Origin of the sequence: Streptomyces stoeckheimensis (assembly GCF_045822005.1) — a bacterium.
Lineage (GTDB): Bacteria > Actinomycetota > Actinomycetes > Streptomycetales > Streptomycetaceae > Streptomyces > Streptomyces stoeckheimensis.
Map to the genome: position 1 here is coordinate 3,858,299 of NZ_CP169550.1, position 21,241 is coordinate 3,879,539.

20 protein-coding genes are annotated in these 21,241 nt (G+C 69.5%); 4 read left to right on the top strand and 16 right to left on the bottom strand.

The features are described from left to right. Window positions 1–3 precede the first annotated feature (3 nt). Together ACE1OC_RS17275 and ACE1OC_RS17280 are read left to right on the top strand one after the other, a co-directional pair. The gene (locus ACE1OC_RS17275; protein WP_407837748.1) at window positions 4–606 is read left to right on the top strand and encodes a hypothetical protein; all 603 of its coding nucleotides are present in this window, start codon (window positions 4–6) and stop codon (window positions 604–606) included. A gap of 107 nt (window positions 607–713) precedes the next feature. After that, window positions 714–1,334, top strand: coding sequence for a Uma2 family endonuclease (locus tag ACE1OC_RS17280; RefSeq protein WP_407837749.1), 621 nt, complete (start codon window positions 714–716; stop codon window positions 1,332–1,334). A gap of 67 nt (window positions 1,335–1,401) precedes the next feature. Here ACE1OC_RS17280 and nuoN read toward each other — a convergent pair whose 3' ends face one another. Genes nuoN through ACE1OC_RS17350 form a run of 14 tightly spaced genes read right to left on the bottom strand, consistent with a single transcriptional unit; the run spans window position 1,402 to window position 17,237 of the window. Further along, window positions 1,402–3,021 carry an NADH-quinone oxidoreductase subunit NuoN gene (gene nuoN / locus ACE1OC_RS17285; RefSeq protein WP_407841589.1) on the bottom strand — a complete coding sequence of 540 codons (1,620 nt, stop codon included), beginning with the start codon at window positions 3,019–3,021 and terminating at the stop codon, window positions 1,402–1,404. 35 nt (window positions 3,022–3,056) lie between these two features. Beyond that, window positions 3,057–4,655 carry an NADH-quinone oxidoreductase subunit M gene (locus ACE1OC_RS17290; protein ID WP_407837750.1) on the bottom strand — a complete coding sequence of 533 codons (1,599 nt, stop codon included), beginning with the start codon at window positions 4,653–4,655 and terminating at the stop codon, window positions 3,057–3,059. Window position 4,656: 1 nt separating this feature from the next. Beyond that, on the bottom strand, window positions 4,657–6,552 hold the full coding sequence (gene nuoL / locus ACE1OC_RS17295; RefSeq protein WP_250740936.1) for an NADH-quinone oxidoreductase subunit L: 1,896 nt from the start codon (window positions 6,550–6,552) through the stop codon (window positions 4,657–4,659). A gap of 9 nt (window positions 6,553–6,561) precedes the next feature. Then, complete coding sequence (nuoK, locus tag ACE1OC_RS17300) at window positions 6,562–6,861, bottom strand: NADH-quinone oxidoreductase subunit NuoK (protein WP_112449176.1); 300 nt, start codon at window positions 6,859–6,861, stop codon at window positions 6,562–6,564. Beyond that, the gene (locus ACE1OC_RS17305) at window positions 6,858–7,670 is read right to left on the bottom strand and encodes an NADH-quinone oxidoreductase subunit J (RefSeq protein ID WP_407837751.1); all 813 of its coding nucleotides are present in this window, start codon (window positions 7,668–7,670) and stop codon (window positions 6,858–6,860) included. The genes nuoK and ACE1OC_RS17305 overlap by 4 nt, the downstream gene beginning before the upstream one ends. Next, window positions 7,667–8,281, bottom strand: coding sequence for an NADH-quinone oxidoreductase subunit NuoI (gene nuoI / locus ACE1OC_RS17310; protein ID WP_266905638.1), 615 nt, complete (start codon window positions 8,279–8,281; stop codon window positions 7,667–7,669). The genes ACE1OC_RS17305 and nuoI overlap by 4 nt, the downstream gene beginning before the upstream one ends. Then, the gene (gene nuoH / locus ACE1OC_RS17315; RefSeq protein WP_356510336.1) at window positions 8,274–9,644 is read right to left on the bottom strand and encodes an NADH-quinone oxidoreductase subunit NuoH; all 1,371 of its coding nucleotides are present in this window, start codon (window positions 9,642–9,644) and stop codon (window positions 8,274–8,276) included. Before nuoH ends, nuoI begins: the two co-directional genes overlap by 8 nt. Further along, window positions 9,641–12,148, bottom strand: a complete 2,508-nt coding sequence (locus ACE1OC_RS17320; RefSeq protein WP_407837752.1) for an NADH-quinone oxidoreductase subunit G — start codon at window positions 12,146–12,148, stop codon at window positions 9,641–9,643. The genes nuoH and ACE1OC_RS17320 overlap by 4 nt, the downstream gene beginning before the upstream one ends. Beyond that, window positions 12,145–13,494: an NADH-quinone oxidoreductase subunit NuoF gene (gene nuoF, locus ACE1OC_RS17325; RefSeq protein ID WP_407837753.1), complete on the bottom strand. Its 1,350-nt coding sequence runs from the start codon at window positions 13,492–13,494 to the stop codon at window positions 12,145–12,147. Before nuoF ends, ACE1OC_RS17320 begins: the two co-directional genes overlap by 4 nt. Then, entirely contained in the window at window positions 13,494–14,249 is a 756-nt protein-coding gene (nuoE, locus tag ACE1OC_RS17330; RefSeq protein WP_250740942.1) for an NADH-quinone oxidoreductase subunit NuoE, read from the bottom strand. Before nuoE ends, nuoF begins: the two co-directional genes overlap by 1 nt. Beyond that, window positions 14,246–15,571: an NADH-quinone oxidoreductase subunit D gene (locus ACE1OC_RS17335; RefSeq protein WP_351377298.1), complete on the bottom strand. Its 1,326-nt coding sequence runs from the start codon at window positions 15,569–15,571 to the stop codon at window positions 14,246–14,248. The genes nuoE and ACE1OC_RS17335 overlap by 4 nt, the downstream gene beginning before the upstream one ends. Beyond that, the gene (locus tag ACE1OC_RS17340; protein ID WP_407837754.1) at window positions 15,571–16,311 is read right to left on the bottom strand and encodes an NADH-quinone oxidoreductase subunit C; all 741 of its coding nucleotides are present in this window, start codon (window positions 16,309–16,311) and stop codon (window positions 15,571–15,573) included. The genes ACE1OC_RS17335 and ACE1OC_RS17340 overlap by 1 nt, the downstream gene beginning before the upstream one ends. Further along, a complete protein-coding gene (locus ACE1OC_RS17345; RefSeq protein WP_243339941.1) occupies window positions 16,308–16,862 on the bottom strand; it encodes a NuoB/complex I 20 kDa subunit family protein in 555 nt (184 codons plus the stop codon). Before ACE1OC_RS17345 ends, ACE1OC_RS17340 begins: the two co-directional genes overlap by 4 nt. A gap of 15 nt (window positions 16,863–16,877) precedes the next feature. Further along, window positions 16,878–17,237 (bottom strand): NADH-quinone oxidoreductase subunit A, encoded by a 360-nt coding sequence (locus ACE1OC_RS17350; RefSeq protein WP_030010013.1) that lies wholly within the window; start codon window positions 17,235–17,237, stop codon window positions 16,878–16,880. Between the two features lie 782 nt (window positions 17,238–18,019). Here ACE1OC_RS17350 and ACE1OC_RS17355 point away from each other — a divergent pair. Then, a complete protein-coding gene (locus ACE1OC_RS17355) occupies window positions 18,020–18,877 on the top strand; it encodes a C40 family peptidase (protein WP_407837755.1) in 858 nt (285 codons plus the stop codon). Between the two features lie 174 nt (window positions 18,878–19,051). Here the strand turns inward: ACE1OC_RS17355 and ACE1OC_RS17360 are convergent, their stop codons facing one another. Beyond that, a complete protein-coding gene (locus ACE1OC_RS17360) occupies window positions 19,052–19,465 on the bottom strand; it encodes a hypothetical protein (RefSeq protein ID WP_407837756.1) in 414 nt (137 codons plus the stop codon). Between the two features lie 377 nt (window positions 19,466–19,842). Here ACE1OC_RS17360 and ACE1OC_RS17365 point away from each other — a divergent pair, with 377 nt between their 5' ends. Beyond that, entirely contained in the window at window positions 19,843–20,169 is a 327-nt protein-coding gene (locus ACE1OC_RS17365) for a hypothetical protein (RefSeq protein WP_407837757.1), read from the top strand. A 15-nt stretch (window positions 20,170–20,184) separates the two neighbouring features. On the opposite strand, the gene ACE1OC_RS17370 is transcribed toward ACE1OC_RS17365, so the two are convergent. Continuing rightward, window positions 20,185–21,189, bottom strand: a complete 1,005-nt coding sequence (locus tag ACE1OC_RS17370) for a hypothetical protein (protein WP_407837758.1) — start codon at window positions 21,187–21,189, stop codon at window positions 20,185–20,187. Window positions 21,190–21,241: the final 52 nt, after the last annotated feature.

The window sequence follows — 21,241 nt, forward strand, 5'->3', positions numbered from 1 at the left end:
CCGATGTCCCTCCGCCCCCGCAAGGCCTTCCTGATCTGCGCCGCCGCCGCGATATCCGTGGGCCTGAGCGCCGTCGCCCCCGCCCACGGCGTCGACGGGCCCGCACCCGACCCGAGGAACAAGCAGGCCATGCGGGACATGGCGACGGCGATCCGGGTGACCGCCAAGTACGCGGACGAGCAGGAGGCCCTGAAGGACGGGTACGTCCCGCACGGCGAGGCCTGCATGACCAACCCGTTCGGGGCGGGCGCCATGGGCTACCACTACGTCAAGGAGGCCAACTGGGGTTCCACGGACCCCGGCAAGCCGGCCGCGCTGCTCTACAGCACCGAGAAGGACGAGCACGGCCGCCGCAAGCTGGAGGCCGTCGAGTGGATGTCCAAGGACCGGGACCAGGACTTCAAGACCACCGACGACCGCCCGACCATGTTCGGCCTCCCCTTCGACGGCCCCATGCCGGGCCACTGGGCGGGCATGCCGAAGCACTACGACCTCCACCTGTGGGCGTACAGGGAGAACCCGGCGGGCCGCTTCCACAACTGGAACACCGCCCTGACCTGCCCGAAGACACCCGGCAGCTCCCCCGCCCCGGCGCACCCGCACTGACCGCGCGGGTCAACACGGCTCCCCCGTTCACACGTACGGACGCTTCGGCCCCGATCCCCGGCGCTACGCTGAACGGACTCGCGAGACTCTGCCCCATGGGAGCACTGATGAGCGTCGAATCCGCAGCGCCACAGCCTGAACCGGATCCGGGGCCCCACTGGCCGATCCCGCCGGCAGGCGGCTGGACCGCGGACGACCTGGACACGCTTCCGAATCTGCCTCCGCACACGGAGCTGATCGACGGGAGCCTGGTTTTCGTGAGTCCGCAGACCCGATTCCACCTGCGTGCCGTGAATTTCTTCGAGCGGCAGCTGGAGTCTCTGGTTCCCGACGGGCTTGAGGTGTTGCGGGAATTCACCATCGACATCGACCGCCAGAACCGTCCGGAACCGGACGTGATCGTCGTGCCGGAGGAGGACTACGAAGATCCGCACCAGACCCGGCTTCCCGCGGACTCCGTGCGACTCGCGATCGAAGTCGTGTCCCCGGAATCCGTAGCCCGCGACCGCGGGACCAAACCCCTCAAGTACTCGGGTGTCGGGATCCCGCACTTCTGGCGCGTGGAGCACAAGGACGGCCGGGCCGTGGTCTACGTATTCGAGCTGGAACCCGCCACCAGGAAGTACGTCGCGACCGGCATCTTCCACGACCGTCTCAAGGTCTCCGTCCCCTTCCCCATCGACCTGGACCTCACCGACATCATGCCGAAGCGACGACGCACCGAATAGCCCCGCACACGCCAAAGGGCCCGGCCCCCTCGAAGGGAAGCCGGGCCCTCGGCCCTACTCCGTACGGTCAGCGGACGAACGTGCTCGCGCTGCCCGCCAGGTCCAGGAAGTACTGCGGGGCCACGCCCAGCACCACCGTGACCGCGACGCCCACCGCGATGGTCGTCATCGTCAGCGGGGACGGGACGGCGACCGTGGGACCGTCCGCCTTCGGCTCGCTGAAGAACATCAGGACGATCACCCGGATGTAGAAGAACGCGGCGATCGCGGACGAGATGACACCGACCACGACCAGCGCTCCCGCGCCGCCCTCCGCCGCCGCCTTGAACACGGCGAACTTGCCGGAGAAGCCGGAGGTCAGCGGGATGCCCGCGAAGGCGAGCAGGAAGACCGCGAAGACCGCCGCCGTCAGAGGCGAACGCCGGCCGAGCCCGGCCCACTTGGACAGGTGCGTGGCCTCGCCGCCCGCGTCGCGCACCAGCGTGACCACCGCGAAGGCGCCGATCGTCACGAAGGAGTACGCGCCCAGGTAGAAGAGGACGGACTGGACGCCCTCCGCCGAGGTGGCGATCACACCGGCCAGGATGAAGCCGGCGTGCGCGATGGAGGAGTAGGCGAGGAGCCGCTTGACGTCGGTCTGGGTGACCGCGATGACCGCGCCCGCCAGCATCGTGACGATCGCGACGCCCCACATGACCGGCCGCCAGTCCCACCGCAGGCCGGGGAGGACGACGTAGAGGAGACGCAGGAGGGCGCCGAACGCCGCCACCTTCGTCGCCGCCGCCATGAAGCCGGTGACCGGGGTGGGGGCGCCCTGGTAGACGTCCGGGGTCCACATGTGGAACGGAACCGCGCCGACCTTGAAGAGCAGGCCCATCAGGATCAGCGCGCCGCCGATCAGCAGCAGCGCGTCGTTGCCCATGGTGTCGGCGAGCGCCGGGTCGATGTTCGCCACGGTGCCGTCGACGACCTCCGCGATCGCCGCGTAGGAGACCGAGCCGGCGTACCCGTAGACGAGCGCGATGCCGAAGAGGAGGAAGGCGGAGGAGAAGGCGCCGAGCAGGAAGTACTTGACGGCCGCCTCCTGCGACATCAGCCGCTGGCGGCGGGCGACGGCGCAGAGCAGGTACAGCGGGAGGGAGAAGACCTCCAGGGCCACGAACAGCGTCAGCAGGTCGTTGGCCGCGGGGAAGATCAGCATCCCGGCGACCGCGAACAGCGCGAGCGGGAAGACCTCGGTGGTGGTGAAGCCCGCCTTGACGGCTTCCTTCTCGCTCTCGCTGCCCGGTACGGACGCCGCCTGCGCGGCGAAGGAGTCCACCCGGTTGCCGTGGGCGGCCGGGTCCAGGCGCCGTTCGGCGAAGGTGAAGATCGCCACGACCGAAGCCAGGATGATGGTGCCCTGCAGGAAGAGCGCCGGTCCGTCGACGGCGATGGCGCCCATGGCGGCGATGTGCGCCTTGGAGCTGCCGTACCCGCCGGCGGCGAGTCCGACGACCGCCGCGAAGGCCGAGGCCAGCGCGGCCACGGCGAGGAACACCTGCGTGTAGTAACGCCCCTTGCGCGGCACGAAGGCCTCGACGAGGACTCCGATGATCGCCGCGCCCAGCACGATGAGCGTGGGCGAGAGCTGGGCGTACTCGATGTGCGGGGCCGGGATCTTGTCGATCGGCGCCGCGGCCGCCAGCGTCGGCAGCAGGTTCTGGGCAGCAGTCACGGTGCTCACTTCGCCGCCTCCCCATCCTTGTGCTCGGCCACGACAGCCACATCGGGCTTCGGGTCCGTCTGCTTGACGTCCGACATGGTGTGCTTCACCGCCGGGTTGACGATGTCGGTCAGGACCTTCGGGTAGACGCCCAGACCGATCAGCAGCGCGATCAGCGGGGCGACCACCAGGACCTCCCGCAGGCGCAGGTCCGGCATGGTGCGGACCTCCTCCTTGACCGGGCCGGTCATGGTGCGCTGGTAGAGGACCAGCGTGTAGAGCGCCGCCAGGACGATGCCGACGGTGGCGATGATGCCGACGACCGGGTACCGGGCGAAGGTGCCGACCAGGACCAGGAACTCGCTGACGAACGGGGCGAGACCGGGCAGCGACAGGGTGGCGAGGCCGCCGATCAGGAAGGTGCCGGCCAGGACCGGGGCCACCTTCTGCACGCCGCCGTAGTCGGCGATGAGCCGGGAGCCGCGCCGCGAGATCAGGAAGCCGGCGACCAGCATGAGCGCCGCCGTCGAGAGCCCGTGGTTGACCATGTACAGCGTCGCGCCCGACTGGCCCTGGGAGGTCATCGCGAAGATGCCCAGGATGATGAAGCCGAAGTGCGAGATGGAGGCGTACGCCACCAGCCGCTTGATGTCCCGCTGCCCGACCGCGACCAGCGCGCCGTAGACGATGCTGATCAGGGCCAGGACCAGGATCACCGGCGTGGCCCACTTGCTGGCCTCGGGGAAGAGCCCGAGGCAGAAGCGCAGCATCGCGAAGGTGCCGACCTTGTCGACGACCGCGGTGATCAGGACGGCGACCGGGGCCGTGGCCTCGCCCATCGCGTTCGGCAGCCAGGTGTGCAGCGGCCACAGCGGGGCCTTCACCGCGAAGGCGAAGAAGAAGCCGAGGAACAGCAGCCGCTCGGTGTTGGTCGCCATGTCGAGCGTGCCCGCGGCGCGGGCGGCGGCGATCTCCTGGAGCGAGAAGTTCCCGGCGACCACGTAGAGCCCGATGACGGCGGCCAGCATGATGAGGCCGCCGACCAGGTTGTAGAGGAGGAACTTGACCGCCGCGTACGAGCGCTGCGCGGCCGCGTTCTCGTCGGACCCGGAGTGCGCCCGGTCCCCGAAGCCGCCGATGAGGAAGTACATCGGGATGAGCATGGCTTCGAAGAAGATGTAGAAGAGGAAGACGTCGGTGGCCTCGAAGGAGATGATCACCATCGCCTCGACCAGCAGGATCAGGGCGAAGAAGCCCTGGGTCGGCCGCCAGCGGGACGAGTTCGTCTCCAGCGGGTCGGCGTCGTGCCAGCCGGCCGCGATCACGAAGGGGATCAGCAGCGCGGTGAGTGCGATCAGCACGACCCCGATGCCGTCGACGCCCAGTTCGTAGCGGACGCCGAAGTCGGCGATCCAGGAGCGCGATTCGGTGAGCTGGTAGCGGTCGCCACCGGGCTCGAAGCGGACCGCGACGAGCACGGCCAGGGCCAGCGTCGCCAGCGAGAAGAGCAGGGCGAGCCATTTGGCGGCGGTCCGGCGGGCGGCCGGGACGGCCGCCGTCAGGATCGCACCGACCGCGGGGACCGCGGCCGTCACCGTCAGAAGCGGGAAACTCATCTCACACCGCCCTCATCAGCAGGGTCGCGGCGATCAGGATCGCCGTGCCCCCGAACATCGAGACCGCGTAGCTGCGGGCGTAGCCGTTCTGCAGCTTGCGCAGCCGGCCCGACAGCCCGCCGACTCCGGCGGCCGTCCCGTTGACCACGCCGTCGACCAGGCTGTGGTCGACGTAGACGAGGGAGCGGGTCAGGTGCTCCCCGCCGCGGACCAGGACCACGTGGTTGAAGTCGTCCTGGTAGAGGTCCCGTCGGGCCGCCCGGGTGAGGAGCGAGCCGCGCGGGGCGACGACCGGGACGGGCTTCCTGCCGTACATCACCCAGGCGATGGCGACGCCGATGACGAGGACCACCATGGTGGCCAGGGTCACCGTCAGCGCGCTGATCGGCGGGTGTCCGTGCTGGTGTCCGGTGACGGGCTCCAGCCAGTGCAGGAAGCGGTCGCCGATCCCGAAGAACCCGCCCGCGAAGACCGAGCCGAAGGCCAGGATGATCATCGGGATGGTCATGGACTTCGGAGACTCGTGCGGGTGCGGCGCGTGGCCTTCAGCGTCGGGCTGCCAGCGCTTCTCGCCGAAGAAGGTGAGGAGCATGACGCGGGTCATGTAGAAGGCGGTGATCGCCGCGCCGAGCAGGGTCACTCCGCCGAGGATCCAGCCCTGGGTGCCGCCCTTGGCGAAGGCGGCCTCGATGATCATGTCCTTGGAGAAGAAGCCCGACAGGCCCGGGAAGCCGATGATGGCGAGGTATCCCAGCCCGAAGGTGACGAAGGTGACCGGCATGTACTTCCGCAGGCCGCCGTACTTGCGCATGTCGACCTCGTCGTTCATCCCGTGCATCACGGAACCGGCGCCGAGGAAGAGGCCCGCCTTGAAGAACCCGTGCGTGACCAGGTGCATGATCGCGAACACGTACCCGATGGGGCCGAGGCCGGCCGCCAGGATCATGTAGCCGATCTGCGACATCGTCGAACCCGCGAGGGCCTTCTTGATGTCGTCCTTCGCGCAACCGACGATCGCACCGAAGAGGAGCGTGACGGCGCCGACCACGACGACCGCGGTCTGCGCGTCCGGTGCCCCGTTGAAGATGGCGCCCGAGCGGACGATCAGGTACACGCCCGCCGTCACCATCGTCGCCGCGTGGATGAGGGCCGAGACCGGGGTCGGGCCCTCCATCGCGTCGCCGAGCCAGGACTGCAGCGGCACCTGGGCCGACTTGCCGCACGCGGCGAGCAGCAGCATCAGGGCGATCGCCGTCAGCTTGCCCTCGCCGGCCTCGGACACCGAACCGAGGACCGGGCCGAAGGCGAAGGTTCCGAACGTGGTGAACATCAGCATGATGGCGATCGACAGGCCCATGTCGCCGACCCGGTTGACCAGGAAGGCCTTCTTCGCGGCGGTGGCCGCGCTGGGCTTGTGCTGCCAGAAGCCGATGAGGAGGTACGAGGCGAGGCCCACGCCCTCCCAGCCGACGTACAGCAGGAGGTAGTTGTCGGCGATGACCAGGAGCAGCATCGCGGCGACGAAGAGGTTGAGGTAGCCGAAGAAGCGGCGGCGGCGCTCGTCGTGCTCCATGTATCCGATGGAGTACACGTGGATGAGCGTGCCCACCCCGGAGATCAGCAGGACGAAGGTCATCGACAGCTGGTCGAGCTGGAAGCCGATGTCGGCCTGGAAGCCCTCCACCGGGATCCAGCTGAACAGCCGCTGGTGGAAGGTCCGGTCCTCGGCGCCCTTGCCGAGCATGTCGGCGAAGAGGGTGAGGCCGATGCCGAAGGAGACGGCGGCGAGCAGGGTGCCGATCCAGTGGCCGGTCTTGTCGAGACGGCGGCCGCCGCAGAGCAGCACCACCGCTCCGAGCAGGGGCGCTGCTACCAGCAGCGCGATCATGTTCTCCACAGCGACCCCTTACAGCTTCATCAGGCTGGCGTCGTCGACCGAGGCCGAGTGGCGGGTACGGAACAGCGACACGATGATCGCGAGGCCCACCACGACCTCGGCGGCGGCGACGACCATCGTGAAGAACGCGATGATCTGGCCGTCGAGGTTGCCGTGCATCCGGGAGAAGGTGACGAAGGCGAGGTTGCAGGCGTTGAGCATGAGCTCGACGCACATGAACAGCACGATCGCGTTCTTCCGGATCAGGACTCCCGCCGCCCCGATGGTGAACAGCAGCGCGGACAGGTACAGGTAGTTGACCGGGTTCACTTCGAGGCCTCCTCACGGCCGAGCCGCTCGGACGACCGCTGCTCCAGCGCCTTCAGGTCGTCCAGCGCCTGGCTGGAGACGTCCCTGATCTGGCCGCGGGCGCGCAGCGTCTGGTTGACGGTGAGCTCGGAGGGGGTGCCGTCCGGCAGCAGGCCCGCGACGTCCACGGCGTTGTGCCGGGCGTAGACGCCGGGTGCGGGCAGCGGCGGGAGCTGTACGCCCTCGCGTACGCGGCGCTCGGCGAGTTCGCGCTGGGTGGCGGCCCGCTCGGTGCGCTCGCGGTGGGTGAGCACCATCGCGCCGACGGCCGCGGTGATCAGCAGGGCGCCGGTGATCTCGAAGGCGAACACGTACTTGGTGAAGATCAGCGTGGCCAGGCCTTCGACGTGCCCGCCGGAGTTGATCCGGCCGAGTCCGTTGAAGTGGGTGAGCCTGGCGTTGCCGATGCCCGCGATGAGCAGGATGCCGAAGCCCAGTCCGCACAGGACGGCGAGCCAGCGCTGCCCCTTGATGGTCTCGGTCAGCGAGTCCGCGGCGGTGACGCCGACGAGCATGACGACGAAGAGGAAGAGCATCATGATCGCGCCGGTGTAGACGACGACCTGGACGACGCCGAGGAAGTACGCCCCGTTGGCGAGGTAGAAGACCGCCAGGATGATCATCGTCCCGGCGAGGCTCAGCGCGCTGTGCACGGCCTTCTTCATGAGGATCGTGGCCAGTGCGCCGATGACGGCGACCGTGCCGAGGATCCAGAACTGGGCCGCCTCACCGGTGGAGGTGAGGGTGGCGGCCGCGGCGATGGCGCTCATGCCCCCACCCCCTCGGAAGCGTCCTCGGGAGCGGTCTCGCCCTTGGACACGGCCACCTGGCGGACCGTGCCGGGAGCCGCCCCGGTCACCAGCCCGCGGTAGTAGTCCGTGTCGTCGGTGCCCGGGAAGATCGAGTGCGGTGCCTCGACCATGCCCTCGGTGAGCCCGGAGAGCAGCTGCTCCTTGGTGTAGATGAGCGCTTCGCGGCTGGAGTCGGCCAGTTCGAACTCGTTCGTCATGGTCAGCGCCCTGGTCGGGCACGCCTCGACGCACAGCCCGCACAGGATGCAGCGGGCGTAGTTGATCTGGTAGACCCGGCCGTACCGCTCACCCGGGGAGTAGCGCTCCTCCTCGGTGTTGTCCGCGCCCTCGACGTAGATCGCGTCGGCGGGACAGGCCCAGGCGCACAGCTCGCACCCGATGCACTTCTCCAGACCGTCCGGGTGGCGGTTGAGCTGGTGCCGCCCGTGGAAGCGGGGTGCGGTGGTCTTTTCCTGCTCCGGGTACTGCTCGGTGAGGCGCTTCTTGAACATGGCCTTGAAGGTCACGCCGAAGCCGGCCACCGGGTTCTGCCACTTCTCGCCCTGCTCGGCGTCAGACTTGTCAGACATTCTCAGCACCCTCCTCTCGGTCACTGTCAGTATTCGCCGCGCCACTGACAATGAGCTCCCGCTCACTGCGGGGCCGCCTGCGCGGTACGGGTGCCAGGTGCTGGCCGGGCTTGGGCGGTACGGGGAATCCGCCCGCCAGGGGGTCGAAGGGTTCGGCCGCGGCGGCCAGTTCGGCGTCCGCGAGGGCCGTCTTCTCCTTCTTGTCGCGGAACAGGTCCGCGACGAAGGACAGCAGCAGGAGCGCGATGACCCCGCCGCCGACGTAGAGCACGATCTCCTGGAAGTCGTAGTTCTCGTTGCGCAGCGCCCGGACGGTGGCGACCAGCATCAGCCACACCACGGAGACCGGGATCAGCACCTTCCAGCCGAGCTTCATCAGCTGGTCGTAGCGCACGCGCGGGAGCGTGCCGCGCAGCCAGATGAAGAAGAACAGCAGCAGCTGGACCTTGAGGACGAACCAGAGCATCGGCCACCAGCCGTGGTTCGCGCCCTCCCAGTACGTGGAGATCGGCGCCGGGGCCCGCCAGCCGCCCAGGAACAGGGTGACGGAGACCGCGGAGACGGTGACCATGTTGACGTACTCGGCGAGCATGAACAGCGCGAACTTGATCGAGGAGTACTCGGTGTTGAAGCCGCCGACCAGGTCGCCCTCGGACTCCGGCATGTCGAAGGGGGCGCGGTTCGTCTCGCCGACCATCGTGATGACGTAGATGATGAAGGAGACCGGCAGCAGGATGATGTACCAGCGGTCCGCCTGGGCTTCGACGATCGCCGAGGTCGACATCGACCCGGAGTAGAGGAAGACCGAGGCGAAGGCCGCGCCCATCGCGATCTCGTACGAGATCATCTGCGCGCAGGACCGCAGGCCGCCGAGGAGCGGGTACGTGGAGCCGGAGGACCAGCCCGCGAGGACGATGCCGTAGATGCCGACCGAGGCCACCGCGAGGATGTAGAGCATCGCGATGGGCAGGTCGGTCAGCTGCATCGTGGTGCGCTGGCCGAAGATGGAGACCTCGTTGCCCGAGGGGCCGAAGGGGATCACCGCGATGGCCATGAAGGCCGGGATCGCCGCGATGATCGGGGCCAGGACGTAGACGACCTTGTCGGCCCGCTTGACGATCAGGTCTTCCTTCAGCATCAGCTTCACGCCGTCGGCGAGCGACTGGAGCATGCCCCAGGGGCCGTGCCGGTTGGGGCCGATGCGCAGCTGCATCCAGGCGACGACCTTGCGCTCCCACACGATGGAGAAGAGCACGGTCACCATCAGGAAGGCGAAGCAGAACACCGCCTTGAGGACGACGAGCCACCAGACGTCCCTGCCGAACAGGGAGAGGTCTTCGGCGGCGATCTGAACGGTGTTCACGCGCCCACCTCCGCAGGGGAGTCGCTGGTGTCGGCGGGGGTGGCCGCACCGATGCGGACCAGGTCCCCCGGGCGGGCTCCGGTGTCGGCGAGGACCCCGGAGCCGGTGGAGTTCATCGGGAGCCAGACCACCCGGTCGGGCATCTCGGTGATGCGCAGCGGAAGTTCCACGGAGCCGGCGGGACCGGTCACCGCGAGGACGTCGCCGTTCTTGACGCCGGTCTCGGCGGCCGTGGCGGCCGACAGGCGGGCGCTGGCCTCGTGCCGGGTGCCGGCCAGGGCCTCGTCGCCGTCCTGCAGGAGTCCCTGGTCGAGGAGGAGCCGGTGGCCCGCGAGGACCGCCTCTCCCGCACCCGGTCGGGGCAGCAGCGCCCGGTCTCCGGACTGCCCGGCGGCGCGCTCCCCGGCCCACGGGCCGAGCCCGTCGAGCTCCCGGCGTACGGCGTGTACGTCGGGCAGCGCGATCGGCCGGTCGGCCGCGTCGGCCAGCATGTGCAGCACGCGGGAGTCGGCGGGGGCGAGCCGGCGGGTCATCTGCTCGGGCTTGAGCGCGGCCTCGAACGGCCGGACCCTGCCCTCCCAGTTGATGAACGCGCCCGGCTTCTCGGCGACGGCCGCGACCGGGAAGACCACGTCCGCGAGGTCGGTGACCTCTCCGGGCCGCAGTTCCAGGGAGACCACGAAGGCCTCCTGGAGCGCGGCCTTGGCGCGGGCCGGGTCCGGCAGGTCGGCGAGCTCCACGCCCGCGACGAGCAGGGCGGACAGCTCCCGGGTGGCGGCGGCCTCGACGATCTGGCCGGTGTCGCGGCCGTAGCGGTGCGGCAGCTCGTCCAGGCCCCAGGCGGCGGCGACCTCGTCGCGGGCCCGCGGGTCGGTGGCCGGGCGGGCGCCCGGCAGCAGGGACGGCAGCGCGCCCGCCTCGACGGCGGCCCGCTCTCCGGCCCGGCGCGGGATCCACACCAGGGTGGCGCCGCTGGCGGCGGCGGCCCGGACGGCCGCGGTCAGCCCGCCGGGCACGCCCGCGAGGCGCTCCCCGACCACGATGACGGCGCCGGGCAGGCGCAGCGCGTCGGCGGCGGCCTCGCCGCCGTCCTCCAGCCCGGCCTGAGAGGCCAGTGCGTTCAGCCACTCGGGTTCGGTGCCGGGGGCGGCGGCCAACAGGGTGCCGCCCGCCTTCTCCAGGCCGCGCGTGGCGAACGGGGCGAGGGCGAAGGTCCGCTGCTTGTGCTTGCGGTGGGCCTTGCGCAGCCGCAGGAAGACCCCGGGGGCCTCCTCCTCGGCCTCGATGCCGACGAGGAGCACGGCCGGGGCCGCCTCCAGCGAGGCGTTGGTGACACCGCTGCCGTCGAGGTCCTTGCCGGTGCCGGCGACGGTGGCGGCCAGGAACTCGGCCTCCTCCGCGCTGTGCACCCGGGCCCGGAAGTCGATGTCGTTGGTGTCCAGCACGACCCGGGCGAACTTGGCGTACGCGTAGGCGTCCTCGACGGTGAGGCGTCCGCCGGTCAGCACTCCGGCCCGGCCGCGCGCGGCGGCCAGCCCGGCGGCCGCGGCCTCCAGGGCCTCGGGCCAGCTGGCCGGGGCCAGGACCCCGTCGCTGCCGCGCACCAGCGGGGTGGTGAGCCGGTCGGGGCGCTGCGCGTAGCGGAACCCGAAGCGGCCCTTGTCGCAGATCCACTCCTCGTTGACCTCGGGGTCCTCCGCGGCCATCCGGCGCAGCACCTTGCCGCGGCGGTGGTCGGTGCGCGTCGCGCAGCCGCCCGCGCAGTGCTCGCACACGCTCGGGGAGGAGACCAGGTCGAAGGGGCGGGAGCGGAACCGGTAGGCGGCCGAGGTGAGGGCGCCGACCGGGCAGATCTGGATGGTGTTGCCGGAGAAGTACGACTCGAAGGGGTCGCCCTCGCCGGTGCCGACCTGCTGGAGCGCGCCGCGCTCCAGGAGTTCGATCATCGGGTCGCCGGCGATCTCGTTGGAGAAGCGGGTGCAGCGGGCGCAGAGCACGCACCGCTCGCGGTCCAGCAGCACCTGCGTGGAGATCGGTACCGGCTTCTCGTAGGTGCGCTTCTTGCCTTCGAAACGCGATTCGGCGTTGCCGTGGGACATCGCCTGGTTCTGCAGGGGGCACTCGCCGCCCTTGTCGCAGACCGGGCAGTCCAGCGGGTGGTTGATGAGCAGCAGCTCCATCACCCCGCGCTGGGCCTTGTCGGCGACCGGGGAGGTCAGCTGCGTCTTGACGACCATGCCGTCGGTGCAGGTGATGGTGCAGGAGGCCATCGGCTTGCGCTGGCCCTCGACCTCGACGATGCACTGGCGGCAGGCGCCGGCCGGGGAGAGGAGGGGGTGGTCGCAGAACCGGGGGATCTCGATGCCGAGCTGTTCGGCGGCCCGGATGACCAGGGTCCCCTTGGGCACCGACAGTTCGATGCCGTCGATGGTCAGGGAGATCTGGTCCTGCGGCGGGACCGCGGCCTCTCCGCCGCCGGAGGCTGCCGTAGTGGTCACGGTCATGCGGTCACCTCCGTGTCGGCCCAGAGGGTCGACTTCTTGGGGTCGAAGGGGCAGCCCTTGCCCGTGATGTGCTGCTCGTACTCCGCGCGGAAGTACTTGAGCGAGGAGAAGATGGGGCTGGCGGCGCCGTCGCCGAGCGCGCAGAACGACTTGCCGTTGATGTTGTCGGCGATGTCGTTCAGCTTCTCGAGGTCGGACATGACCCCCTTGCCCGCTTCGATGTCGCGGAGCAACTGGACCAGCCAGTACGTGCCTTCGCGGCAGGGCGTGCACTTGCCGCAGGACTCGTGGGCGTAGAACTCGGTCCAGCGGGTCACCGCCCGCACCACGCAGGTCGTCTCGTCGAAGCACTGCAGGGCCTTGGTGCCGAGCATGGAGCCGGCCGCGCCGACGCCCTCGTAGTCCAGCGGGACGTCGAGGTGCTCGTCCGTGAACATGGGGGTGGAGGAGCCGCCCGGGGTCCAGAACTTCAGCCGGTGCCCGGGGCGCATGCCGCCGCTCATGTCGAGGAGCTGGCGCAGCGTGATCCCGAGCGGGGCCTCGTACTGGCCGGGGCCGACGACGTGACCGGAGAGCGAGTACAGGGTGAAGCCGGGGGACTTCTCGGTCCCCATCGACTTGAACCAGTCCTTGCCCTTGTTCAGGATCGCGGGAACCGAGGCGATGGACTCCACGTTGTTCACCACGGTGGGGCAGGCGTAGAGCCCCTCGACCGCGGGGAAGGGGGGACGCAGCCGGGGCTGGCCGCGACGGCCTTCGAGGGAGTCCAGAAGGGCCGTTTCCTCGCCGCAGATGTAGGCGCCCGCTCCCGCGTGCACGGTGATGTCGAGCTTCAGCCCGCTCCCGAGGATGTTCTCGCCCAGGTAGCCGGCCTCGTACGCCTCGCGCACCGCCTCGTGCAGGCGCCGCAGGACCGGCACGGTCTCGCCGCGCAGGTAGATGAAGGCGTGCTCCGAGCGGATCGCGTAGCAGGCGATGATCATTCCCTCGATGAGGGAGTGCGGGTTCGCGAAGAGGAGGGGGATGTCCTTGCAGGTTCCCGGCTCCGACTCGTCCGCGTTCACCACGAGGTAGTGCGGCTTGCCGTCGCCCTGCGGAATGAACTGCCACTTCATTCCGGTGGGGAAGCCGGCGCCGCCGCGTCCGCGCAGGCCCGAGTCCTTCACGTAGGCGATGAGGTCGTCGGGGGTCATGGCGAGCGCCTTGCGCAGGCCCTCGTAGCCCTCGTGGCGCCGGTAGGTCTCCAGCGTCCACGACTGCGGCTCGTCCCAGAAAGCCGACAGGACGGGCGCGAGGAGCTTCTCCGGACTCGTTCCGTTCTTACTCAGTTCGGTGGACACGGTCATCACTCCCCTCCCTCGATGGTGGCCTCGCCGCGCGGGTGCACGATCGGGGTGTGCGGGGCTTCGCCGCGCGCGATGCGCAGGCCGATCAGCGAGGCGGGACCGGCGCCGCCGCTCGCCTCGACCGCGCCTTCGCGCTCGTCGGGGAAGCCCGCCAGGATCCGCGCGGTCTCCTTGTACGTGCACAGGGGCGCGCCCCGGGTCGGCTCGACGGGGCGGCCCGCCAGCAGGTCGTCGACCATGGCCTTGGCGGACTCGGGGGTCTGGTTGTCGAAGAACTCCCAGTTGACCATCACCACGGGGGCGTAGTCGCAGGCCGCGTTGCACTCGATGTGCTCGAGGGTGACCTTGCCGTCGGGGGTGGTCTCGTTGTTGCCGACCCCGAGGTGGTCCTTGAGCTCCTCGAAGATGGCGTCGCCGCCCATGACCGCGCACAGGGTGTTCGTGCACACGCCGACCTGGTAGTCCCCGGAGGGCTTGCGCCGGTACATCGTGTAGAAGGTGGCCACGGCCGTGACCTCGGCGGTCGTCAGGCCCAGCACCTCGGCGCAGAACCGGATGCCGGTGCGCGAGACGTAGCCCTCCTGCGACTGGACGAGGTGGAGCAGCGGCAGCAGCGCGGAGCGGCTGTCGGGGTAGCGGGCGATGACTTCCTTCGCATCCGCTTCCAGCCGGGCGCGCGCGTCGGCCGGGAAGTCGGGTGCCGGAAGCTGGGGCATGCCCAGGCTCACCCCTGATACGGGCTGATTGGCTGTCATCGGTCGACGCCTCCCATCACGGGGTCGATGGAGGCGACGGCCACGATGACGTCGGCGACCTGGCCGCCCTCGCACATCGCCGCCATGGCCTGCAGGTTGGTGAAGGACGGGTCGCGGAAGTGGACCCGGTAGGGGCGGGTTCCGCCGTCGGAGACGACGTGCACGCCGAGCTCGCCCTTGGGCGACTCCACGGCCGCGTAGGCCTGGCCGGCCGGTACCCGGAAGCCCTCGGTCACCAGCTTGAAGTGGTGGATGAGGGACTCCATGGAGGTGCCCATGATCTGCTTGATGTGGTCGAGCGAGTTGCCGAGGCCGTCGGGGCCCATCGCGAGCTGCGCCGGCCAGGCGATCTTCTTGTCGGCGACCATGACGGGGCCCGGCTCCAGCCGGTCCAGGCACTGCTCGACGATCCGCAGGGACTGGCGCATCTCCTCCAGGCGGATCAGGAACCGCCCGTAGGAGTCGCAGGACTCGGTGGTCGGTACGTCGAACTCGTAGTTCTCGTAGCCGCAGTACGGGTCCGTCTTGCGCAGGTCGTGCGGGAGGCCGGCGGAGCGCAGGACCGGGCCGGTGGCGCCGAGCGCCATGCAGCCGGTGAGGTCGAGGTAGCCGACGTCCTGCATGCGGGCCTTGAAGATGGGGTTGCCGGTGGCGAGCTTGTCGTACTCCGGCAGGTTCTTCTTCATGGTCTTCACGAACTCGCGGAGCTGGTCCACGGCGCCCGGGGGCAGGTCCTGCGCGAGGCCGCCGGGGCGGACGAACGCGTGGTTCATGCGCAGTCCGGTGATCAGCTCGAACACGTCGAGGATCAGCTCGCGGTCGCGGAACCCGTAGATCATGATCGTGGTCGCGCCCAGCTCCATGCCGCCGGTGGCGATGCACACCAGGTGGGAGGAGAGCCGGTTGAGCTCCATCAGCAGGACGCGGATGGCGGAGGCGCGGTCCGGGATCTGGTCGGTGATGCCGAGCAGCTTCTCGACGCCCAGGCAGTACGCCGTCTCGTTGAAGAACGGCGTCAGGTAGTCCATGCGCGTGACGAAGGTGGTGCCCTGCGTCCAGTTCCGGTATTCGAGGTTCTTCTCGATGCCGGTGTGGAGGTAGCCGATGCCGCAGCGGGCCTCGGTGACCGTCTCGCCGTCGATCTCCAGGATCAGGCGGAGAACTCCGTGGGTGGAGGGGTGCTGGGGGCCCATGTTGACGACGATCCGCTCGTCGTCCGCGCGGGCCGCCGACTGGACGATCTCGTCCCAGTCGCCGCCGGTGACGGTGTAGACGGTGCCTTCGGTCGTCTCGCGGGCGGAGGCGTGGTTGGAAGTGGACATCAGCTGTACGACCTCCGCTGGTCGGGAGCCGGGATCTGGGCGCCCTTGTACTCGATGGCGATGCCGCCGAGCGGGTAGTCCTTGCGCTGCGGGAAGCCCTGCCAGTCGTCCGGCATCATGATCCGGGTGAGGGCCGGGTGCCCGTCGAAGATCAGGCCGAAGAAGTCGTACGTCTCGCGCTCGTGCCAGTCGTTCGTCGGGTAGACGGAGACGATCGAGGGGACGTGCGGGTCGGCGTCCGGGGCGGTGACCTCCAGCCGCACGATCCGGCCGTGGGTGAGCGAGCGCAGGTGGTAGACGGCGTGCAGCTCGCGGCCCTTGTCGTCCGGGAAGTGCACCCCGCTGACGCCGGTGCAGAGCTCGAAGCGCAGGGCCGGGTCGTCGCGCAGGGTCTTGGCGACGAGGAGCAGGTGCTCGCGCGCGATGTGGAGGGTCAGCTCCGCCCGGTCGACGACGACCTTCTCGATCGCGTTGTCCGGGACGAGGTCCTGCTCCTCCAGCGCCCCTTCGAGCTCGTCGACGACCTCGTCGAAGTACGAGCCGTACGGGCGGGCGCTCGCACCGGGCAGGGCCACGGTGCGCACGAGGCCGCCGTAGCCGCTGGTGTCGCCGCCGCCGCTGGCGCCGAACATGCCCTTGCGGACGCCGATCACCTCGGGGCCGGCCGCTCCGCGGGGCGCGGGCACGTTGTCGCCGTCGCCGGCTTGGGGGCCGCTGTGCACGGCCGGGTCCTCGCTCACCGCAGGAGCCCCTTCATCTCAATGGTGGGGAGCGCCTTGAGGGCCGCCTCCTCCGCCTCGCGGGCCGCCTCTTCCCGGTTCACGCCGAGCTTGCCGCCCTGGATCTTCTGGTGGAGCTTGAGGATCGCGTCGAGCAGCATCTCGGGCCGGGGCGGGCAGCCGGGCAGGTAGATGTCCACGGGGACGATGTGGTCGACGCCCTGGACGATCGCGTAGTTGTTGAACATTCCGCCCGAAGACGCACAAACACCCATAGAGATGACCCACTTGGGAGCGGGCATCTGGTCGTACACCTGCCGCAGCACCGGCGCCATCTTCTGGCTGACCCGGCCCGCCACGATCATCAGGTCGGCCTGGCGCGGGGATCCGCGGAAGACCTCCATGCCGAAGCGGGCCAGGTCGTACCGGCCCGCTCCGGTGGTCATCATCTCGATCGCACAGCAGGCCAGGCCGAAGGTGGCCGGGAAGACGGACGCCTTGCGCACCCATCCCGCGGCCTGTTCGACGGTGGTCAGCAGAAAGCCGCTCGGCAGCTTCTCTTCCAGTCCCATGGAAAATTCAGCCCCTCAGTCCCATTCCAGGCCGCCGCGGCGCCATACGTAGGCGTAGGCGACGAAGACGGTGAGCACGAAGAGGAGCATCTCGACGAGCCCGAAGATCCCCAGCGAGTCGAAGGTGACCGCCCAGGGGTAGAGGAAGACAACCTCGATGTCGAAGACGATGAAGAGCATCGCCGTCAGGTAGTACTTGATGGGGAAGCGGCCGCCACCGGCCGGCATGGGAGTGGGCTCGATGCCGCACTCGTACGCTTCAAGTTTTGCCCGGTTGTACCGTTTTGGACCGATCAGCGTGGCCATGACCACGGAGAAGATCGCAAACCCTGCGCCGAGGGCGCCGAGCACGAGGATGGGCGCGTACGCATTCACGCTCCTCGCTCCTTCCAGTCGTCCTTGACCGTTGGACCGCTGCCGGCGCCGCGCGCCCCGCCTCGCATGTGAGGCAGTTCACAAGCCGGACTGGTGCGCATCTTATGCCCGCCCATCTGTGATCTGCGACACGGGTTACAACAACGAGTTTGTGATCTCCACCACCTGACGAACGATCATGAAGCCCAATGAGTGGTGATCTTCATACGTGAAGCATCCACATGATCACCAAAGGTGACATCCGCACCTGTCGTTGCAGGTGGAAGGCGTATTGCACTATCAAACCGTGGCCACTGCACGCAAATTGGCGAGGCGGTGCGCGTGATGATAAAGGGATCGACATCCCCCGGCCGGGGGACCTCGCGCGTACGGAAGTGGACGCGTGCATGCGTTCACGAAGTCGGGGCAGTAGGGCTCCACGAGCACCCCGCGGGTGTGCCCGCCGGCGAGCCCGAGGCGACCCCGACCCGGCGGCGAGTTCACGGTTCGGTCACAGGAGGGCCACAGCGTCCGCATCGCGTGACGCTTCTGTGACCTGCGCCACTCGGAATTCGCGGTACCGAAAGGGGGCTTGGCCATCTGTGCAGGTGGATGGTAGGCCCGGGATCAATTCGGACTTATTGCGGAAACCCCATGATCACAGCCTTGCGGGCGGCTGTCCGATTCGCCCGTTACGGCGTCAATAAGAGGTCCGACGCGCCCGGTTAGCCCGCTTCGCGCACAACTGTGGCGCAGACCACGTTTCTTGAACGGAACCGCGAGGCCCTGATAGCGGTTGACCCATGTCCCTCACCGCTCACATACCCAGCCACCGGAAGCCCCGCCGCAGCGCCTCGAAGCTCGCGGTCCGCGCCGGAGTTGCCGGTGGCGTCCTCAGCACCCTGGCCATGGCCGGCACGGCGAGTGCCACCCCCTCCGCCGAGCCCGTACACGAGACCACCCTCGAAATGCCGGTCCTCAACCTGGACCTGAGCGCCGAGGTGTCCTCGTCCGTGGCCAAGGCCGCGGAGAACACCCGTGCCGCCGCCGTCGACGGCGAGCTCAACGCCCTGGAGGAGACCGCCCGCACGGGCGCCGCCGCCGAGGCCAAGCAGCTCAAGGCCGACGCGCAGCAGAAGGCCGACGCCGAGGCGAAGGCGAAGGCGGAGGCTGACCGCAAGGCCGAGGCCGAGCGCGCCGGCCGCAGCGCGGCCCGCACTCCGATCCAGAGCAACTCCGGTTCCTCCTCGAACGGGTCCTCCGCGGGCTCCTCGCAGGGCAAGGGCACCGTGACGGCCCCCGTGACCGGATCCGCCGCCGCCATCGTGAGCTTCGCCCGCGCGCAGGTCGGCAAGGCGTACGTCATGGGCGGCACCGGCCCGTCCTCGTTCGACTGCTCGGGTCTGGTCCAGGCCGCGTACCGTCAGGCCAACATCAGCCTGCCGCGCATGTCGCAGGCGCAGTCCTCGGCCGGCACCTCGGTCTCCCTGAACGCCCTCCAGCCGGGCGACATCCTGTACTGGGGCTCCAAGGGCAGCGCGTACCACGTCGCCATCTACGTCGGCGGCGGCAAGTTCGTCGGCGCGCAGAACCCCAGCACCGGCATCGTCGAGCGCTCCCTGAGCTACGACAAGCCGACGGGCGCCGTCCGCGTCCTCTGACATCTCCCCGCAGTCCCGGGCCGCTCCCGGTGACGCACGAAAGGCCGGCACTCCCCCGCTCGGGGGTGGAGTACCGGCCTTTCGGCCGTCCCGGGGCTCCCGGAGGCTCCCGGAGCCCCTGAGGGGCGTGGGGGGCGTGCGGGGCGCCTGAGCCGTGCGTCGTGTGCCGTTCCGTCAGTCGAGGAAGGTCGCCGAGGTGATCTTGTTCTTGAAGTTGAGGCTGGCGTTGCCCGCGTAGCCCGGGGGGAGCGAACCGACCAGACCGGCGAGGTTCGGGTCGGTGGCCACCTTCCACGTGTACGTGTCCCGGTTCCAGTAGGACGCGGTGTCGTCGTTCGTCACCCGGTTCCGGCCGGCGCAGTCCTCCGGCCCGACGAAGAGGTTGTTGTAGAAGTTCCAGTCCGAGGACATCAGATCGAAGACGCAGCCTCCTTGGTAGGAGTTGTAGTAAAGGCCGAACTCGCTGGTTTCCAGATAGCCGTTCCTCTCCGTGTTGGCGGCGGCCGGACCGGCCGTCACCAGGAGAGCGGCGCCTACGGATACCGCGGCGACACAGCCGGCGGCGATTTTGTTAAGCGTCTTGCTCATGGGGCATTTTCTCCATCTTCAGGGAATTGATTCCGGCCGGGATTAAACCTTCCGGGGAACTGCAGGGCAAGCGTCTTCTCGGCTGTTCAGGCCACAACCACCATGGCGGGTAACGGACTTGTCGGCATTCCGGGCACCCGATTACGCTCCCCCGCGTCCTTCGCCCCCTCCCCCCGCACCGACGCGACCTTCCACTCCGCCGACCGCAAGGGAAACACCTCGTGCGTGTACGCGAAATATCCTCGTCACTCCTTTTGTGCCTCGCACTGACCGGATGCGGAAGCGGGGAAGTCCCGGGGAAGAACTCCGGAGCGGGAAAGCCCGGACCCACCGCCGCCCCCTCGCTCGCGGCGGCGGACGTCCCGTTCTACACGTGCATGCAGCAGCACGGAATGACCCTCTCCTACGGGGAGAACGGGGCTCCGCACATAGTGGAGAAGGAGAGTCCGCAGTACCCCGAGGCCCAGAAGGCCTGCCTGTCGCTGCTCCCCTCGCCCTCCCCCGTGCAGGCGAGCCCCCAGGAACTCGCCGCCGCGCGCAAGTCCTCGGCGTGCATGAGGGAACGGGGCATCTCCTGGTATCCGGACCCGAATCCGGTCACCGGGGAGGTGCAGCAGCAGGACGGCGGCACCACCGAGCAGTGGCAGTCCCTCAAGAAGGACCACCTCGACGCCTACCGCACCTGCCTGCCCCGGCCCTCCTGAGCGGCCCCGCAGGGCTCAGAGGAGCCCGGCCGCCAGCTTGTAGCGGGCCTCGCGCTGCTTCTTGTACAGCGCGAGGGTCTCGGCCTGCTCCTCCACCAGCCGCTTCTGGTAGGCGGCTTCCACCGCCGCCCAGATGCCCACGAGGTTCACCTCGCGCTTGCAGGCGACATCGGCCTTGGCCGCGGTGACGGCCTTGGGGCCGCCGGGATCGGCCTCCAGCCCGAGCTTCTGGACCACCTCGTAGGGATCCTTCAAGCCGGTGTACCCCGACTTCTCCATGCACGCGGACCAGTTCTTCAGCACCTCGGTCACCCGCGAATCGCCCTTGGAGCGTTCGTGCGCCTCCGATGCCAGCCCGAACGGGAACAGCAGGTCCACGCTGTCCTTCGTCGGCGCGTACAGCTTGCGGTAGGCCTCCCGCATGCATCCGCCGACCGGCACCTTCTGCCCGCCGACGTCGATGCCGCTGTCCACCTGCGCGGCCTCCTCCTCGCTCGGGGCGTCCGGGGGCTGCGCGGCGCCCTGCTGCCCGCCCGGCCGTTCACCGTGCATGACCAGGGCGGCGCTCTCGCTCAGCGGGGCGGCCGGGGGCCTGACCGGCGGGCCCTTGCCCGCGTTCACGTCGTAGCCGTGGGCGGCCGCGAACTCCGGATCGGCCGCTCCGAAGAGCACCCGGTGCCGCCCCTCGGGCCCCTGGGCGCCGGCCGAACCGGACGGCCTGACCTCCTCGTACGGGAATCCGTACCGGGCCATGCACCGGGAGAGCAGCCGCTGCTGCACCTGCCCCATGCGGACCGTCTCGGCGTCGGTGTCCGTGTACGCGTCCAGCGGCAGCGAGAGCGAAGCGGTGGCCGGGGCGACGGGGACCTCGCCGAGTTCCGGCTCCCCGTGCGCGCTGCCGGCACCCTCCGGATCCGAACAGCCGGCCAGGACGAGCGCCAGCAGGACGGCGGCCGGGAGGGCGGGGCCCCGCACCGGGCGGCGGAGCGGACGGGGGCGTATGCCGGAAGACCTGTTCACTCTCGGAAATTGAACAGCCCGGCCGCTACCGGGGACAAGCCCTTCTCACCTG

What these genes read in the sequence shown, in the direction of transcription:
- ACE1OC_RS17275 (WP_407837748.1), top strand. Translation starts at nt 4, where the DNA reads ATGTCCCTCCGCCCCCGCAAGGCCTTCCTGATCTGCGCCGCCGCCGCG.
- ACE1OC_RS17280 (WP_407837749.1), top strand. Translation starts at nt 714, where the DNA reads ATGAGCGTCGAATCCGCAGCGCCACAGCCTGAACCGGATCCGGGGCCC.
- ACE1OC_RS17290 (WP_407837750.1), bottom strand. Translation starts at nt 4,655, where the DNA reads ATGAGTTTCCCGCTTCTGACGGTGACGGCCGCGGTCCCCGCGGTCGGT.
- ACE1OC_RS17305 (WP_407837751.1), bottom strand. Translation starts at nt 7,670, where the DNA reads ATGAGCGCCATCGCCGCGGCCGCCACCCTCACCTCCACCGGTGAGGCG.
- nuoI (WP_266905638.1), bottom strand. Translation starts at nt 8,281, where the DNA reads ATGTCTGACAAGTCTGACGCCGAGCAGGGCGAGAAGTGGCAGAACCCG.
- ACE1OC_RS17320 (WP_407837752.1), bottom strand. Translation starts at nt 12,148, where the DNA reads ATGACCGTGACCACTACGGCAGCCTCCGGCGGCGGAGAGGCCGCGGTC.
- nuoF (WP_407837753.1), bottom strand. Translation starts at nt 13,494, where the DNA reads ATGACCGTGTCCACCGAACTGAGTAAGAACGGAACGAGTCCGGAGAAG.
- nuoE (WP_250740942.1), bottom strand. Translation starts at nt 14,249, where the DNA reads ATGACAGCCAATCAGCCCGTATCAGGGGTGAGCCTGGGCATGCCCCAG.
- ACE1OC_RS17335 (WP_351377298.1), bottom strand. Translation starts at nt 15,571, where the DNA reads ATGTCCACTTCCAACCACGCCTCCGCCCGCGAGACGACCGAAGGCACC.
- ACE1OC_RS17345 (WP_243339941.1), bottom strand. Translation starts at nt 16,862, where the DNA reads ATGGGACTGGAAGAGAAGCTGCCGAGCGGCTTTCTGCTGACCACCGTC.
- ACE1OC_RS17355 (WP_407837755.1), top strand. Translation starts at nt 18,020, where the DNA reads ATGTCCCTCACCGCTCACATACCCAGCCACCGGAAGCCCCGCCGCAGC.
- ACE1OC_RS17360 (WP_407837756.1), bottom strand. Translation starts at nt 19,465, where the DNA reads ATGAGCAAGACGCTTAACAAAATCGCCGCCGGCTGTGTCGCCGCGGTA.
- ACE1OC_RS17365 (WP_407837757.1), top strand. Translation starts at nt 19,843, where the DNA reads ATGCAGCAGCACGGAATGACCCTCTCCTACGGGGAGAACGGGGCTCCG.